Raw genomic sequence first — 14649 nt, forward strand, 5'->3', positions numbered from 1 at the left:
TGAAGGGTTCGTCGGAAAACGAGGAGAGACAGGTGGGAATGGCGTGTCAATTAGACAAGGTGAAGGCAGCGGTATGTTCTATAAATGGAAGAGCTTAAAGCTCGCTGCTTTGCTGGCAGTACTGCTAGTGCTGTCAGCTCCTTCATATACCGTGAATGCGGAGATTGCGGCAGACAGTCAAGAGCAGTCGAAGCAGGTGGAGGAGATTGAGCCTCCCATTCTTCAATCGGAAGCAGCGATCCTGATCGATGCGCGGTCCGGTATGACGATGTATGAGAAAAATAAATCGGAGAAGCTGTATCCGGCTAGTATTACGAAGATTGTAACGGCTATCGTTGCAATGGAGCACTCGGCTTTATCTGATACTGTAACCGTTTCCAAGGCGGCTCGTTGGGAAGAGGGTACTCGCGTCTATTTGGAAGAGGGAGAGCAGATGTCGATGGAGCAGCTGCTGCAGGGCTTGATGATTAATTCGGGCAACGATGCAGCGACTGCTATCGCTGAACATATCGATGGGTCGAACGAAGCGTTCGCGCAGCGAATGACGGCGTTCGTGCGGGAGAAGGCCGGGGCGATGAACAGCCAGTTCCGCAATCCGCACGGGCTGCCGGATGAAGAGCACTACACGACGGCGGAAGATATGGCGCGTATTGCGCAGTATGCAATGCGTAATGAGAAGTTCCGAGAGATCGTCGGGACGAAGCGGGTGGCTTGGAACGGTCAGTCGTGGCAGACGACGCTGGTGAATCATAACAAGCTGCTCGGCTCCTACGAAGGCGCGACCGGAATTAAGAACGGCTACACGCAGGCGGCGGGCTCTACGCTTGTCGCGTCAGCAGAGCGCAACGGCATGGAGCTAATTGCTGTTATCTTGAAGGCACCGACGTCGAATCAGCTGTATACTGAGATGAGAAGCCTTCTAGATTACGGCTTTGCTGCTTACGAGCCAAAGCTGCTGTTCGATGAGAGTGAGACGTATCGGATGAACGGTATGCCAGCAGTCTCCTATATAGCGGAGGAGCCGATCTGGGCCGTTGTTCCGAAGGGCGAGACGCCGAAAATTATCGTTGACACGACAGGAGTTGTAAGGATTCTGACCTCGCACGGCTTGGAAGAAGCCGGCCGTTTCCAGGTGAGTCATGAAGAAGCAGAAGTGAGGACACTGGCAGCTCGGGTGAATGCGGGCGAGGTGTCGAGTATGTCTGCTGCTACTAAGGACGGTTCGAACGGTGCAATGATCGGTTCGATGATCGGGCTATGTCTTCTCGCTGCAATCGGGATTGTGTTGTATAGGTATCGGATTAAACGAAAGAATAATATGCTGGAGCCTTAATTCATGTTAGGAGCTTTCCATTAAGTAAAGGTTGGGTGGAAAACAATAGAATTGTTTTCTGTCCAACCTTTGTTCGTTTCGGCTGTATAGACTTTCACGGAAGTGTGTAACGAATGTATGATGTGTAGGAATTTCTCCGTACTCCGTACAATGAGTGAAGAGGTGTCTAAGCCTCTGCTGCTTTCGTACAAGGTGCCGGTTCAGGTGCTGGTGCAGATGCCGCTGAGCATGAGGCTTGCAGGCGGCGGGTGGTATCGGTATGGAAGCGGTCCGTCTGCAGCAGAAGCGTCGGCTTGCCTGTCGGCCCGTCTTCCAGCGCGACCGCTTTCAGTCCCGCACGGAAGAACAGCCGCAGGCTTGCCGTGTTGTCGGCAGAGACATGGCAGCACAGCTCGCCGAATGTCTCTACCAGCTTGCGAATAAGCGCAAGTCCGACGCCTTGACCGCGAGCCTTAGGATGGACGACGACAAGGCAGGCTTGACGTCCGGCGTCGGCAGCAAAAGCGAAACCAAGCAGCTCACTTCGATGATATGCGATGACGGCAGCGAACGTAGGTGCCGTTCGAGCAGGCGCATAAGGCGGAGAGGACGTGACTTCTTGTACGGCTAAGATGGGTCCCTCACCGCCAGTACCGAGTATGGTGCGTAGTCCGCTAGTCGTCAGCCGTCGTTCGCCATAACGTAGTGCGAATCGATACAGACGGTTTCGCCAGAGCGGCCACTGTGCCGGTCTTAGCCGTACGATATCCATCTTATGCACCTCCAAGCTTCGCTTTTTTCTTGCTGTATAAGAATAAGCCGTAGTGAAAAATTCGCTCCAGCGATTTTTTGCGGATGTGCGGCTCGTCGAACTTCATTGGCTTGGAGTTCGCCTCGAAGAACCAGACGTTACCTGTTTCATCCACCCCTAGATCCATCGACATCTCGCCCAGCTCCATGCCCGAAGCACGCTCGATCTGCTTGGCGATGAGCAGCGCTGTATTTTTCGCCTTAATCATAATGATCTTGGCTCTCTCCTCACCAAAGGCTTTGATGAGCAGCTTCTCTGGGTCCTCGATGCTGCCGCCGCGCGGAACATGAGTCGTAATGCTTAGCGAACCCGCTACACGGGCGCCGATGCCGGTAATGTCCCATTGGCCGCGCTGATTTTTCTGCACGAGCGCCCGCAGGTCGAACCGCCGGTCGTTCACCGAGGCGAGCGGTATGCCCTGCTGTGCAATGTAGGCTTCGCCTAAGCTTTGCTTGCGGATTCGCGTCCACAGCTTCGGAATCGTCGAGCAATTGTACGTAATGCTCTTCTTATCCTCTTGTATTCGCAGACGGTAGGGCAAATGCTTCTCCGGCTCTACCTTAATGGTCATGATGCCTTTACCTGCTTTGCCGCTGACTGGCTTCAAATATAAATAAGGATGCTTGCGGATCAGGCGGGATAGCCCAGAGCAGGATACCATTCGGCGTGTCGTCGGAATGTACGGCTTCGTCGTTTTGGACATTTTAAGCCATTCGAACAAATTCCATTTGTTAAAAAAAGTTGGATTAAACAGCTGCGTATTCGGATTTCGCATACAGCTCTCGATCTTGCCTTTGACCGAAGGGAGTATCTCATCCTCGCGCTGCGGTATCCGGTTATAAATAACGTCCGGGAATGGGAACAGCTGCTCATACCATACTTCCTTCTGTTCGTCGTAGGTAAAGCCTTTGAGCTGTTTCTTGGAGAAGTTCAAATGCTTAGTCGTCAGCACATAGACGATGAAGCCCATTCTGCGGCCGGTCCGTAGAAGGTCGGCGAAATTTTCCCGGTTACCGCGAAATAAGAGGATATCGTCTTCAATGGTTAGAATGGCCATAACGGGACGCTTCGTGTGTAATTCGACCGATTTCGATTTCGCTTCGATGACCAAATCAGGCTGTTCCATCCGCTTTTCCTCCCTGGAATCGGCTGAGGTATAAGCAGTGGTCCAAAATATAGGATAGCGATGCGCGGCCTTGCTCCCTTAATGCAGGATGTTTAAAGATGGAGCGGCCTGGCTTCGCGTTCGCCTCGAACATCCATACCTCGCCGTCTTTGTCGATACCGATATCAAGACCAAGCTCGCCCAGGCGGTGAGGATAGTTGCGTTCGATCGCTTCGCACATCTTGATCGAAACCTGCTTCGCTTTCTCCAATATTTCGTTAGCTTTGTCGCCGAACACTCGGTTCAGCGCCTGCTCCGGCGTCATGAGCGAGCCGCCGTTCTTAATATGCGTCGTCACGCTGCCGCGGCCTGCCTTCTTGGCGCCTATGCCTGCTGTCACCCATTCGTTCTTGCCGTTCTTGTGCATATGGAATCGAAAATCGATTGGGCAGCCGTCGATCTCGATCAGGCGAATGCCTTGCTGGCTTACGTAATTGCTTAGTGTAATGCCATGACGTGCCTGCAGCATCCGCATCAAGCTGTTAAAGTTGGAGAACCGAAGCAGCACGTTTCTGCCGCCTCTGCGGAAGCGGGCGAAATAACCACGTTTGGGCTGATACGTTAGTCTATAGATGCCGACGCCGAAGCTGCCGCCTGTCGGCTTGAAATAGAGGAAGCCGTGCTTCTCGAGCATTTCTTTTATTTTCTCAGCGCTTGGCCTGGAGACGGAGTCGGGCAAGTGCTTCAATGCTTCTACGTCGTTGTCGAGTATGCGGTATATATCGGATTTATTAAAAAACGTCCAATTAAAATACGGGATTTTGCGCTTGGTGAACCGCTCGCGGAATGCTGCAATTTCTGCTGACGTCTCTGCTCTGCGATTCGGCAGACGATTGTAGACAACATCGGGCAGCGGCACGACGCGTCTAACCCAGCTGCCGTTCGCATTCAGAAAATAGCCGTTAATCGTTTCCTGCTGCCAGTTCACATCTCTAGGCGCGAAAGCAAAGAAATAAGCTTTTTTCTCGCCTGCCCGCAGCAGCTGGCGAATAAAGCCGGTGTTGCTGCCGAACGGATTCGTCTCGGTACGGTAGGTCGAGTCGCAGAGCACGCCGACCAATGGACCGAGCTGGAGCTCGTTGTTGCCGTCCTGAAGCAGGTAGACGCTGCCTGTCTTCGGGACGCGAATCGATTGGCGGACACCTGCGGATAAGTAGACGTGATGACCGGATCGTTTGAGCGGTCTCACCGCTGCTTTAATGATCTCATTGCCGAGCTTGATATGGACCGTTTTTTTGCCTGCAAGATTCAGCGACTTCAGCACCGGATTCGATAGGTAGACGACACGGTCGGATTGTTGCGAGAATTGCACGTTACATAATGTCAAACTCATGGATGAACCTCCTGAACGTAGTCCGATGGGAAGAGTGCGTATCGGTTGCTGCGGGTAATGGTGTTCACCGAATACAGGTTCGGTGTTTTGCAATCTGCCAGTTTGCGTGCATAAGCGAGCAGGCGGGTGTAAGACAGCCGCTCTGTCTGTTCTTCTTCGATGAGCTTGAACGATTGCCGTCCGGGCTTCGAATTGGCTTCCAGCAGCCATAGCTTCCCGTCCGGCGAAAGTCCGAAATCAAAGCCGAACTCAGCAAATCTGCCGAAATGCTGTTCAATGATACCTGCTGCGCGTAGACCGGCCTCTTGAATCGACTTCAGCAAAGTATGCGCCTTACTGTTTCCGTATAGCTGAGTTAACCGGGCTTCGGCGCGATCAGCGGTCCCGCCGCCATGCAGATTAGAGGTCACGCTGCCGACATGGCCGATTCGGCATACCGCACCGGTAACGACCCATTGGCTGCGGTGGTTCTTCTGAACGAGCAGCCTTACATCGTGTGGCTTGCCCTGTGAATCGGTCAGCGGCAACAATGGCTGCGTCAGATAGCGGCGCGGACCGATGAACCGATCGATTAACCTGAATGATTGATGGTCATCCTTCGGGGTGAAGCGGAACGTCCGATTGCTTCTTGTACGACCTTCGATCGTAATTGCGCCTTGCGTGTCTTTGCGTACACAGATTGCGCCGCGTCCTTGTGTCCCGCTAGACGGCTTAAGGAACAACCCTTGCGGATAATGAATCAGCCGCATCGGAAGCTCTTCACTTCTATACAGCCATGTAGGAGCCAGTATGGAAGAGAGGAGAGGGTCGCTGTTCAGAGCTTGATGGACAGTCCATTTGCCAGGAAGCCCGCTGCTTAGCGACAATGCGCCGGCTTCCTTCAATGCACGAAGCGCAATTCGGCATTGAAGCCGCTGTCGACCGCTGGCAGCAAAGCTCCTGTCATAGACGAGTGTGGGGATATCGGTAAGGCTGCAGTGCTTCCATTTGCCGTCCTTCAGCTCGAAGCCGACCAGCTTGCCGGTCTGCAGGCTGATGCAACTGTCAGCATCGATGACGACAACGCGCATTCGCTGCTGTGCTCCGGCAGCTGCGAGCATTCGGCACAGCCGATCCTCCGGCATACGAAGCATGGGCGTCGCATGCTCCACCGCCTCTAAAGGCCTGGAGGGCAGCTTAGTGACGAGTACGGCGATCGTTCGTAGAGTCCGGTCCATAAGAGACCTCCAGAATTAGAAGCCGGACAAATACCGGCTGTATTGGATCATTCGAAGCACGGAAGGGCGAATTTTTTGCTCGGTCAGCGGCGTATTATCACTCTTAGAGGGCTTAGAGTTGACCTCCAGCAGCCAGACGCGCCCGCTCGTATCGATAGCAAGATCGATACCGAGCTCACCGAAGTGGGAAGGAATATGCTTATCAACGCCTTCCGCAATTTCAAGCGCTGCCTTCTGAAGCCGTGATGGCGCCTCCTGTCGGCCTGTAATAAGATTCGAGCGTCCGATCGCTTCACGAACCGTGCTGAGCGTACCGCCCCTTGCTAAGTTGGAGACGAAATGTGTGCCGCCTGCCGTTCGTGCAACGATCGAGGTAACGGTCCATTTGCCGGCAGCATTCTTCTGAACAAGAGCTCGGAAGTCGACTGGCCGTTTGCTGATATCAATCAGCGTCAGCCCTTGCTGCACCTGATATCGGACGGTCCGCATCTTGCCGCTGATCGCGGAGAACAGCTTTAGCAGACTGGCGTAATGCTGCTTGCGGGAGCCAGCGGATGTCGTAAACATAGCGAGAAAGCTGTCGTTCTCAAGTCTCGTAATTTTAATAATCCCTTTACCGAGACTGCCGCGAATCGGCTTCAGAAATACGTTATCGTACTTCGCACACATCGCCTTCAGCATGGTGAAGCTACGGAGAAGATGAGATTCTGGCAAATACTTCGTTAAGGCAGGATCGCGCTTCAGTGCATCGAATACCTCGTGCTTGTCGAGAAATTTCTCATTGAACACTTGAGCGGAATGCTGCTGCTTTACTTCCTTCAGAAACTGTTGGATACGCGGCTTGCTTTCCAGCTTGCGTGAAGTAATCCGATTGTTCACGATGTCGGGGATCGGCAGCGTCATTTTTTTCCACGCGTTGTGATACACCCAGCCCTCGACTGAATCTGAATCGTCGGGAATCCCGTTCGGCGTGAAAAAAAAGACGTGCGCCCCTTGCTCCGCGCAGCCGTCAACCAGTTCTTTGCAAAACAACGTGATCGGTCCGAACGGCCGATCGGGTATTTTCGGGTAATCGCGGCTGATCATTACGCCGATAATTGGACCAAGCGAGAGCGTTGATGTTTTCTCGGAATAGTGAAGGCGGAGTGTAGCGCTGCTTCCCAGCCCGACTCGCCGCGCTAGGCTTTGACTAATCCGCATGCCGCCATAACGGGCGATCGAAATCACCTTCACTGGCTGCCGATAAGAGCCCAGCTTCAGCATAATCGGTTGGCCTAACGGAATTTTCCATTGTTTCAGGTACGATTCGCCCAGCGTGATCGCATCGTCAGGCAGCAGGCCAGAGCTTACCGTCTGGACGGCGACTTTGGATTTCGGCATCATAAATCTCCTTCCAAGCGGGAGAATGACGTTGATTAGCAAGATTCTGGGTGTTTTACACGAATTACTTCATCATATGAGGACATATATACCTTGGTGATTAGCTGGCGGGCTAAAGAAGGATGATATTGTGCCCAACATAGGGGATGGACTTTCCTTTTGAGAGCATTTGGCGGTTATGACTTGGCTGTACTGTACGCAAGGTGGTATGATCGAATTAACAATACTTGTGAATCGTGCGAATGAGGAGCGGATCGAATTGAATGTATATGACAAAGCGTATGAGCTTGCAAAGTCGCTTCGCGAAAGCACGGAGGCGCAAATGCTCGCTGAGGCCAAGTCGGCAGTGAAGGGTGAATCGGAAGCAAGCCGGATGCTTGGCGATTTTCTAGAACGGCAGCATGAGCTTCAGCACCGGATGATGAGCGGAGAAGAGCCGACGCCGGCTGAATTAGAAACGATAAGCAGGCTATATGAAGTCATTGCGATGAATCAGCTCATTAGTCAATACTTTGAGGCCGAGCGGCAGTTTGCCGTTATGTTCGACGATGTGAACCGGATCTTGACCGAAGGGCTCAAGTCCGTACTGGAGTAACGACAGGTCGTCTGTCAAAGAACATCGTCGCTGCGGTCTATCAAGGTAATCTTCCGCATACTAATAGGGACAAGGGGCGAATTGGCTCCGGCAGCCGTGGGATAGGCTGCCTTCTGAAGCGGGGAGGATATACCGATGAAGACCGGCAAATTTCGTCACGTCCTTTATTTGGCTATCGCATTGGCAATGGTGCTGTATGCTCTGCCTCGTATTGAATTTGAGCAGAGCTGGACGCTAGTAACGGTATTCGGTGTAATCTGGCTGGCTTTCGCGCTCGTTATCATTAGCGCTCAGCTGTATATGCTCTTCGGCGTGAATGAAGCAACAGAGCGGCAGCTGGAACGGATCAAGCGTGAGCGTAGAGCCGCTTGGGAACGCCGACTGCAGCAGCCGGCAGCTGCTGCCCGGTACCGCCGTTCGAAGCAATAAGCATTAGCCCGGTGCCGGCACCTAACCGTCAGCGGGCTTTTTCATACTATTAGCAGAGCATGCTGCGAACAGCACGAACGAAACGGGAGGAATCGAGCATGACGAACAACGGAGGAACCGGCATTGAGTCCGGTGCCGCGACGACCAAGCATGAGCAATTGCTGACCGCGATCGAGAAGCTGGATGTCGGCTCCAAAATATCGGTACGCGCCTTGGCGAGGTCGCTCGGTGTAAGCGAAGGGACGGCCTATAAAGCGATTAAGGAGGCCGAGGCAGCGGGGATTGTTAGTACACGCGAGCGGATCGGCACCGTTCGCATTGAGAAGCGAAGCCGCGGCACCGCCGTTGCGCTCACGTTCCGAGAAGTAGCAGAGATGGTGGAAGGACAGGTTCACGGCGGAGAGAGCGGATTGGACAAGACGCTGCACAAGTTTGTAATCGGAGCTATGGAGCTCGAAGCGATGATTCGCTATATCGATGAAGGCAGCCTCTTGATCGTTGGTAACCGGGTAAGCGCTCACCGCTGCGCAATGGAGCAAGGAGCGGGCGTACTCGTTACCGGCGGCTTTGCGCCGAGCGATGATATGAAGCGGCTGGCTGACGAGCAGTCGCTGCCCATTATTGTCTCCCGCCACGATACATTCACCGTCGCTTCGATGATTAACCGGGCGATGTACGACAGGCTTATTAAACGTAAAATTATGCTCGTCGAAGACATCGTAGCCATGAGCAAGCCTGCACAAGTGCTGAAGCCGTCGGATACGGTAGCCGACTATCATCGCCTCGTGTCACTAACGGGCTTGTTCCGGTTTCCGGTTGTTGACGAGCGCGGGAAGGTAGCGGGTATGATGACCGGCAAGGATGCGATCGATGCATCTGAGGAGCAGACAGTTGAACGGTTAATGACCCGCAATCCGATAACCGTTGCACCGAACATTGCCGTTACGTCGGCTGCTCATACGATGGCGAGCGAAGGGGTCGATCTATTGCCGGTAGTCGATCGTCATCGGAAGCTGCTTGGCGTCGTCAGCCGCAAGGATGTACTTGACGCGATGCGGTATGCTGGCAAGCAGCAGGAGACGGGACAAACGTTCGATGACTTGATGTGGGACGGATTCGAGCAGCAATCCGCCGAAGAAGGTACCGATACCTATGAATATCGCTACACGGGCCGCATAATGCCGCAGATGTCGGGGCCGCTCGGCACCGTGTCCGAAGGCGTGCTTGCTGCACTTATGACAGAAGCTGCCCGCCGGTTCGTCCGGATTGTCGGCAAGCATGACTATGTGTTCGAAAGCTTGAGTACATATTTTATACGCCCGGTGCAGATCGACAGCGATATCGTCATTACACCGCGGGCGATTGAGATTGGTCGTATGCTGTCCAAGCTCGAGGTCGAGGTGTCTGACGGACGCGGTCTCGCCGCCAAGGCAATGTTAACGATGCAGACGATTGATCCGTGATTGTTAAAATACAGATGTGACGAGAGCGAAAAACGCCGCCCTTCCTGCTGTCATCAGCGGAAGAGGCGGCGTTTTGACGGTTAATTAATTTTTATTGAGATACTTGCTGCTTGCGCGCGCTGTAGAAGCTCCGATTGCGGATGCCAGCGAACAGATTGAATAGGCCAAGAACCATGAATACGGCGCCGACGATGACGAGCAGCGTTGAGCCGTTATACATCAGCATCTGAATCAGAGCGATCAGCAGCAGCATAATGCCCATATAAATGTTCATATGCGCGGTATAAAGGCCCCGATCGTCCATATCCGTCGCTCTGCGGGCTTTAAAGCTGTATATAACGGACAGCCCCGACGTCACGACGATGCCGATGAATAATATCCAGTGAAATACAACCATTCGCAATGTTCAGTCCTTTCTTCATTAGCAATGTCATTCATTGTAGCATAAAATTTATCGAATTGTATAAATAATCAATTCAATCTCAGAAGTCAATAAATTTTGGTATCTAGTATCTGTATGATTATATTGTTTTTTGGTCTATTAGGTAATATAATAGGAATGTAATCTATGGGTTAATTTACCAATAGAATGGAGCGGATCTTCTTTTTTAGAAGAAGGTGATGAACATTAATAATAACTATTTGAACAGTAGTTCTCCAGACTAAGTGAGGTTATTAATGTTCATATGGCTTTCGATAAGAAAATTGAAAGCGGTTTAAAACTTCTAACAAGGTTGTTCTCCTTTACCTAGTGCAGCGGATGCAATTCGAGTGACAACAACATCGCGAGCTTCCTGTCTTTTTAATATAAAGGATGATTTTGAAAGTTTCAATCAAATCCCATTTCGTAAGGAGCGAGTTAATATACTTCTTTATAGGGCTGTTATGGTTTGAGAAAGTCATTATAAAGAGTACATAGGAGATGGATTGTATAAAGTAAAAAGATCTTTACCGCATAAATTAATACCTTAAATGCAGGTATGGTGGGCTTACAATATACATTGGATGTAGGTCTATTAATTATTAGTACTTGGTTAAGTATTCCAAATATTAACCTGAGAGGACTTTACTGATGCAGAAGATCGAAATAACAAAGAAGAATTTACTTCCTCAAAAAACGCATTGGAGTGTGTACCGATGGATGTTATCCTTCCTGTCGGCATATAGGGGACCTTTTGTCATTGTATTCCTCATGGGTATTGTGATAACAACGGTTGAACTATTGCTGCCGAAGGCTCTGCAAATTGTTATTGATAACGCGCTCCCTTCTAAGGATACAAGGCTTTTGTCCGAAATTTTTTTCTCGTTAATTGTTCTTGTTGCTATAAGTATATTTCTCACCTTAAAGAAAAATCTAATCGATAGAAGAATACGGGAAAACGTTGCCAGGGACGTACAAATAGGGATCTATCAGAAGATAAGAAAATTAGGGTTCTCCTATTTTGAAGAACACCCCGTCGGTGAAAGTATCGGACTGCTGCAGTCGGAGGTGGATGCTTTACAGCGGTTTTATAGAGAGTTGTTTCCTAGGTTTATTCAAACTGGACTGTTTTCGTTAATTAGCGTCCTAATGATGTGCACAATTAGTATTCCATTGGCTTTAATTATGTTTCCTACATTACTTCTTTACAATATTTTTGGCAGGAATTTGGATCGGAAAGTGTCCGACTATGGCAACAAATTTGCGGAACAGAGAGTTCATTTCAGTCAAACGATTTATGAGATGCTATCGGCTCAAGTTGAATTGAGAACGAATGCAGCGGAGGAATGGGGGAATAAGCGTGGCGAAGAAGCCACTGAATCGCTTAATAAAGCATTGAGGCAGTCTTTTAACTTTATTAACTTAAGAAATGCAACACGGATATTTTTTCAATATATTGGATCTATCGTTACTATTATGTATGGCGTACACCTCTTACTCTCCAATGTTATTACAGTGGGTGAAATTTCTGCCTTTCTAATTTATTTTTTTACCGCCATGCAAAATATGACGTCCTTTATTATGCTGACATCTGAGCAACGAGTCATGATTCGACAGGCTCATCGCTTGTATGAGATTTATGCTGCGACCCCGGATGTTGTTGAGCAGAAAAATCCGATTGAACTGCAAGAAGTAAAAGGGCATATCAAGTTTAATGATGTAGCTTTTGCATATAAAGGGAAAGACCCTATCATTAAAGGAGTAACTTTGGAAATTGAAGCGGGTCAAAGGTTAGCCTTGGTTGGTCCTAGTGGGGAAGGGAAGTCGACTCTTATAAAACTTCTTCCCCGGTTTTACGATCCTGTGAGCGGGTCTATTACGATTGATCAAATCGATATTCGAAATTGGTCATTGAAGCAATTAAGACAAACCATCGGTATTGTATTTCAGGAAACTTATTTATTTGGCTCTACAATTAGGGAGAATATTCTAATAGGTAATCCGACCGCAAGCGAGGAAGAGGTTATCGCCGCTGCGAAAGCGGCCGCTGCACATGAGTTTATTATGAGACTACCTCAGGGGTACGATACTCCAGTGAAGGAGCGTGGAGTCATCTTATCAGGGGGGCAGAAACAAAGGATTTCAATCGCCCGTTTATTTTTGAAGTCGCCGAAAATTATTTTGTTAGATGAGGCTACTGCTGCATTAGACAATTTCAGTGAAGCTGAAGTGACAGATGCATTGAAGAATTTAATGAAGGGCAGAACGACTATTACGATTGCTCATAGAATCTCAACGATTAAAGACTATGATGTAATTGCCTTCCTTAAAGATGGGAGAATTACGGAGATCGGCTCATATGAAGAACTTATGAAGAAGGAAGGAGAATTCTTTTCATTAGTGAGTGGCCAAGGAGGAAGGGAACCATCATGAAATATTTGGTGTGGATGAGGCCGTTTCTAAAAAAGCAAAAAATAATACTTATATTATTAGCGCTATTGACGATCGTACAAATTGTAACGCAATTCAGTGGAACCTATCTTCAAAAGCTTCTAATAGACAATGTTATCGTTAATGGTGAAACGGAACTGCTGACTAAGGTAATCCTTCTGATGCTATTGAGTTATATCGTAACATCGTTTATGACATTTTACAGCCCATTTCTATCCTTGAAAAATTATGCTCAGCTTCGACTGGATTTATCGAAATGGCTTATACGTTATATAAGCCGAATTCCCATTTCGCGTATCCAGCGGGAACGGATTAACGACATGCTGGGACTGTTTCTGTGGCAGCTAAACTTTGTTCCTTTTGCGTTTTCGGATCGGCTGTGGAATTTTCTCATGCAGTTGACATTGGCAGTATTGCTCGTAGGGTTTCTCTCTTGGGTAAGCCTTCCGATGCTGTTGGTATGTTTAATAACATCTGCGGTCTATGTGTTTATGGGCAGATACTATGGAAGAAAGCTCAAGAAAGTTACACATAATATGTGGGATTCAAGGAATCGTTTGGGCGTTTGCTTGGAAGAGGGATTATCTGCAACGCGTGAAATTATTTCTTATCATTTGCAGGAATGGGATCGTGCCCGATACGACAAATTGTTTGAAGACTATTATTCCAAAGTAGTCCAAGAAACAAAAACGTTAAACTCTAGATTTTTCTTTGGTAATAGCATGGAATGGCTGGTTTTGCTTTTTGTATTCTTTTTTGGAACGTATTTAGTTTTTACGGATGAGATTACTATAGGAACCTTTGTGGTGTCTTACATTTTTGGCTCTCAATTTCTTAAAACGATCAAATCATTGTTTGAGTTTGGGACGGATATTATCGGTAATCTAAGTCATGTAGAGTATTTACAAAGATTTAGTGAGCAACAGGTGAAAAAGCAAGGAGAACGAGGCTTGGAATCACCAATTGAGTCCATTGTTGTGGAGCATGTTAGCTTTCATTATTCGGAAGAGGATAGACAGGTATTGAATGGAATTTCATGTGAAATTCCTGTTGGAAAAACAGTTGCAATAGTCGGTTCCAGCGGCTCGGGTAAGTCCACCTTATCGAGTATATTATTTGGTTTGTATGAGCCAACGGAAGGAAAGGTGTTGGTAAACGGCGTTTCACTTCAGGAGTGGGATTATCATGACTGGAGGAAAAAGGCGAGCATTGTACTGCAGGAGCCCTATTTATTTCACGATTCAATTAGATCTAATCTATTGTTAGGTCAAAGTGGCATCAGTGATCAAGAGTTATATCGCATATGCCGAATTGTACAGCTTGAAGCGTTTATCGATTCGCTACCTCAGGGATTGGACACGGTGGTAGGTGAGCGTGGCATTACATTATCTGGCGGTCAGCGTCAGAGATTGGCTCTTGCTCGCGCTTTGTTAAAGCCTGATGAATTATTAATATTGGATGAAGCGACATCCGCTTTGGACCTCGAAACAGAAAGGCGCTTTCAAGACAAGTTAAAAGAAACTCGTCGAGGGAAGACGACCGTGATTATAGCGCATCGGCTATCAACAATTCAAGATGCGGATATGATTCTCGTGATGGATCAAGGCCAGATCGTTGAACGGGGAACTCACGAACAATTAATTTTAAATGAAGGTTATTACCGAAAACTAATAGAATATCAGGAAAGACTAGGAGAAATTGCTTCCTATTGATTTCAATAGAATGGAGAGAATTACATGCGATTAGATGAGGCTCAAGTAATGATTATTAACGAAATCAAAAGTATACTCGAATTGAATGAGGACATTGAAGTGGACGAAGAGCTTCAAAGTATTGGTCTTGATTCAGGCAACTCAATAAGATTAATGGTAAGTATAGAAGAATGGTTTGATTTCGAATTTTCCGATGAGGATTTAGCAGATGATTCTATATTGTATAGCGTACAATCCATATGCTCGTTTTTAATGAATAAAGGACTCCTTAGTGATAGTGAAGATTAAGACAAAATTAGGCGGGAAGTCAAATCAAAATAAAACACCGGTTGTCGATTAGTCGTGACCGGTGTTTTATTA

13 protein-coding genes are annotated in these 14649 nt (G+C 48.7%); 7 read left to right on the top strand and 6 right to left on the bottom strand.

The window, feature by feature from the left end; translation table 11 throughout:
• Positions 1-43: 43 nt before the first annotated feature.
• Complete coding sequence (locus PXY01_RS17540) at positions 44-1333, top strand: D-alanyl-D-alanine carboxypeptidase family protein (protein WP_246027996.1); 1290 nt, start codon at positions 44-46, stop codon at positions 1331-1333.
• A 166-nt stretch (positions 1334-1499) separates the two neighbouring features.
• On the opposite strand, the gene PXY01_RS17545 is transcribed toward PXY01_RS17540, so the two are convergent.
• Genes PXY01_RS17545 through PXY01_RS17565 form a run of 5 tightly spaced genes read right to left on the bottom strand, consistent with a single transcriptional unit; the run spans position 1500 to position 7218 of the window.
• On the bottom strand, positions 1500-2084 hold the full coding sequence (locus tag PXY01_RS17545; RefSeq protein WP_127571655.1) for a GNAT family N-acetyltransferase: 585 nt from the start codon (positions 2082-2084) through the stop codon (positions 1500-1502).
• A 1-nt stretch (position 2085) separates the two neighbouring features.
• Positions 2086-3249, bottom strand: a complete 1164-nt coding sequence (locus PXY01_RS17550; RefSeq protein ID WP_127571657.1) for a YheC/YheD family endospore coat-associated protein — start codon at positions 3247-3249, stop codon at positions 2086-2088.
• Complete coding sequence (locus tag PXY01_RS17555; protein ID WP_127571659.1) at positions 3236-4621, bottom strand: YheC/YheD family endospore coat-associated protein; 1386 nt, start codon at positions 4619-4621, stop codon at positions 3236-3238. Before PXY01_RS17555 ends, PXY01_RS17550 begins: the two co-directional genes overlap by 14 nt.
• Positions 4618-5838, bottom strand: a complete 1221-nt coding sequence (locus PXY01_RS17560) for a YheC/YheD family endospore coat-associated protein (protein ID WP_127571661.1) — start codon at positions 5836-5838, stop codon at positions 4618-4620. Before PXY01_RS17560 ends, PXY01_RS17555 begins: the two co-directional genes overlap by 4 nt.
• 15 nt (positions 5839-5853) lie before the next feature.
• Positions 5854-7218 carry a YheC/YheD family endospore coat-associated protein gene (locus tag PXY01_RS17565; protein ID WP_127571700.1) on the bottom strand — a complete coding sequence of 455 codons (1365 nt, stop codon included), beginning with the start codon at positions 7216-7218 and terminating at the stop codon, positions 5854-5856.
• A 208-nt stretch (positions 7219-7426) separates the two neighbouring features.
• On the opposite strand from PXY01_RS17565, the gene PXY01_RS17570 reads away from it, so the two are divergent.
• From PXY01_RS17570 to PXY01_RS17580, 3 genes are all read left to right on the top strand, one after another.
• Positions 7427-7813, top strand: a complete 387-nt coding sequence (locus tag PXY01_RS17570) for a YlbF family regulator (RefSeq protein ID WP_246027997.1) — start codon at positions 7427-7429, stop codon at positions 7811-7813.
• A gap of 135 nt (positions 7814-7948) precedes the next feature.
• Positions 7949-8242: a hypothetical protein gene (locus PXY01_RS17575; protein WP_127571663.1), complete on the top strand. Its 294-nt coding sequence runs from the start codon at positions 7949-7951 to the stop codon at positions 8240-8242.
• A 98-nt stretch (positions 8243-8340) separates the two neighbouring features.
• Positions 8341-9705 carry a DRTGG domain-containing protein gene (locus PXY01_RS17580; RefSeq protein WP_127571665.1) on the top strand — a complete coding sequence of 455 codons (1365 nt, stop codon included), beginning with the start codon at positions 8341-8343 and terminating at the stop codon, positions 9703-9705.
• Positions 9706-9796: 91 nt separating this feature from the next.
• Here the strand turns inward: PXY01_RS17580 and PXY01_RS17585 are convergent, their stop codons facing one another.
• Positions 9797-10102, bottom strand: coding sequence for a YtpI family protein (locus PXY01_RS17585; RefSeq protein WP_127571667.1), 306 nt, complete (start codon positions 10100-10102; stop codon positions 9797-9799).
• A gap of 675 nt (positions 10103-10777) precedes the next feature.
• Here PXY01_RS17585 and PXY01_RS17590 point away from each other — a divergent pair.
• From PXY01_RS17590 to PXY01_RS17600, 3 genes are read left to right on the top strand one after another with little or no spacing between them, the layout of a single operon-like run.
• Entirely contained in the window at positions 10778-12559 is a 1782-nt protein-coding gene (locus PXY01_RS17590) for an ABC transporter ATP-binding protein (RefSeq protein ID WP_127571669.1), read from the top strand.
• Positions 12556-14289: an ABC transporter ATP-binding protein gene (locus PXY01_RS17595; protein ID WP_127571671.1), complete on the top strand. Its 1734-nt coding sequence runs from the start codon at positions 12556-12558 to the stop codon at positions 14287-14289. Before PXY01_RS17590 ends, PXY01_RS17595 begins: the two co-directional genes overlap by 4 nt.
• Positions 14290-14313: 24 nt before the next feature.
• Positions 14314-14577 (top strand): phosphopantetheine-binding protein, encoded by a 264-nt coding sequence (locus tag PXY01_RS17600; RefSeq protein ID WP_127571673.1) that lies wholly within the window; start codon positions 14314-14316, stop codon positions 14575-14577.
• The last annotated feature ends 72 nt before the right edge of the window (positions 14578-14649 follow it).

Origin of the sequence: Paenibacillus xylaniclasticus, from assembly GCF_004001065.1 — a bacterium.
Taxonomy (GTDB): Bacteria; Bacillota; Bacilli; order Paenibacillales; family Paenibacillaceae; genus Paenibacillus_T; species Paenibacillus_T xylaniclasticus.

Bases quoted from the DNA above. Each gene is read 5' to 3' on its own strand.
- PXY01_RS17575 (WP_127571663.1), top strand. From the start codon at position 7,949: ATGAAGACCGGCAAATTTCGTCACGTCCTTTATTTGGCTATCGCATTG.
- PXY01_RS17595 (WP_127571671.1), top strand. From the start codon at position 12,556: ATGAAATATTTGGTGTGGATGAGGCCGTTTCTAAAAAAGCAAAAAATA.
- PXY01_RS17550 (WP_127571657.1), bottom strand. From the start codon at position 3,249: ATGGAACAGCCTGATTTGGTCATCGAAGCGAAATCGAAATCGGTCGAA.
- PXY01_RS17560 (WP_127571661.1), bottom strand. From the start codon at position 5,838: ATGGACCGGACTCTACGAACGATCGCCGTACTCGTCACTAAGCTGCCC.
- PXY01_RS17555 (WP_127571659.1), bottom strand. From the start codon at position 4,621: ATGAGTTTGACATTATGTAACGTGCAATTCTCGCAACAATCCGACCGT.
- PXY01_RS17590 (WP_127571669.1), top strand. From the start codon at position 10,778: ATGCAGAAGATCGAAATAACAAAGAAGAATTTACTTCCTCAAAAAACG.
- PXY01_RS17585 (WP_127571667.1), bottom strand. From the start codon at position 10,102: ATGGTTGTATTTCACTGGATATTATTCATCGGCATCGTCGTGACGTCG.
- PXY01_RS17600 (WP_127571673.1), top strand. From the start codon at position 14,314: ATGCGATTAGATGAGGCTCAAGTAATGATTATTAACGAAATCAAAAGT.
- PXY01_RS17565 (WP_127571700.1), bottom strand. From the start codon at position 7,218: ATGCCGAAATCCAAAGTCGCCGTCCAGACGGTAAGCTCTGGCCTGCTG.
- PXY01_RS17580 (WP_127571665.1), top strand. From the start codon at position 8,341: ATGACGAACAACGGAGGAACCGGCATTGAGTCCGGTGCCGCGACGACC.
- PXY01_RS17545 (WP_127571655.1), bottom strand. From the start codon at position 2,084: ATGGATATCGTACGGCTAAGACCGGCACAGTGGCCGCTCTGGCGAAAC.
- PXY01_RS17570 (WP_246027997.1), top strand. From the start codon at position 7,427: ATGATCGAATTAACAATACTTGTGAATCGTGCGAATGAGGAGCGGATC.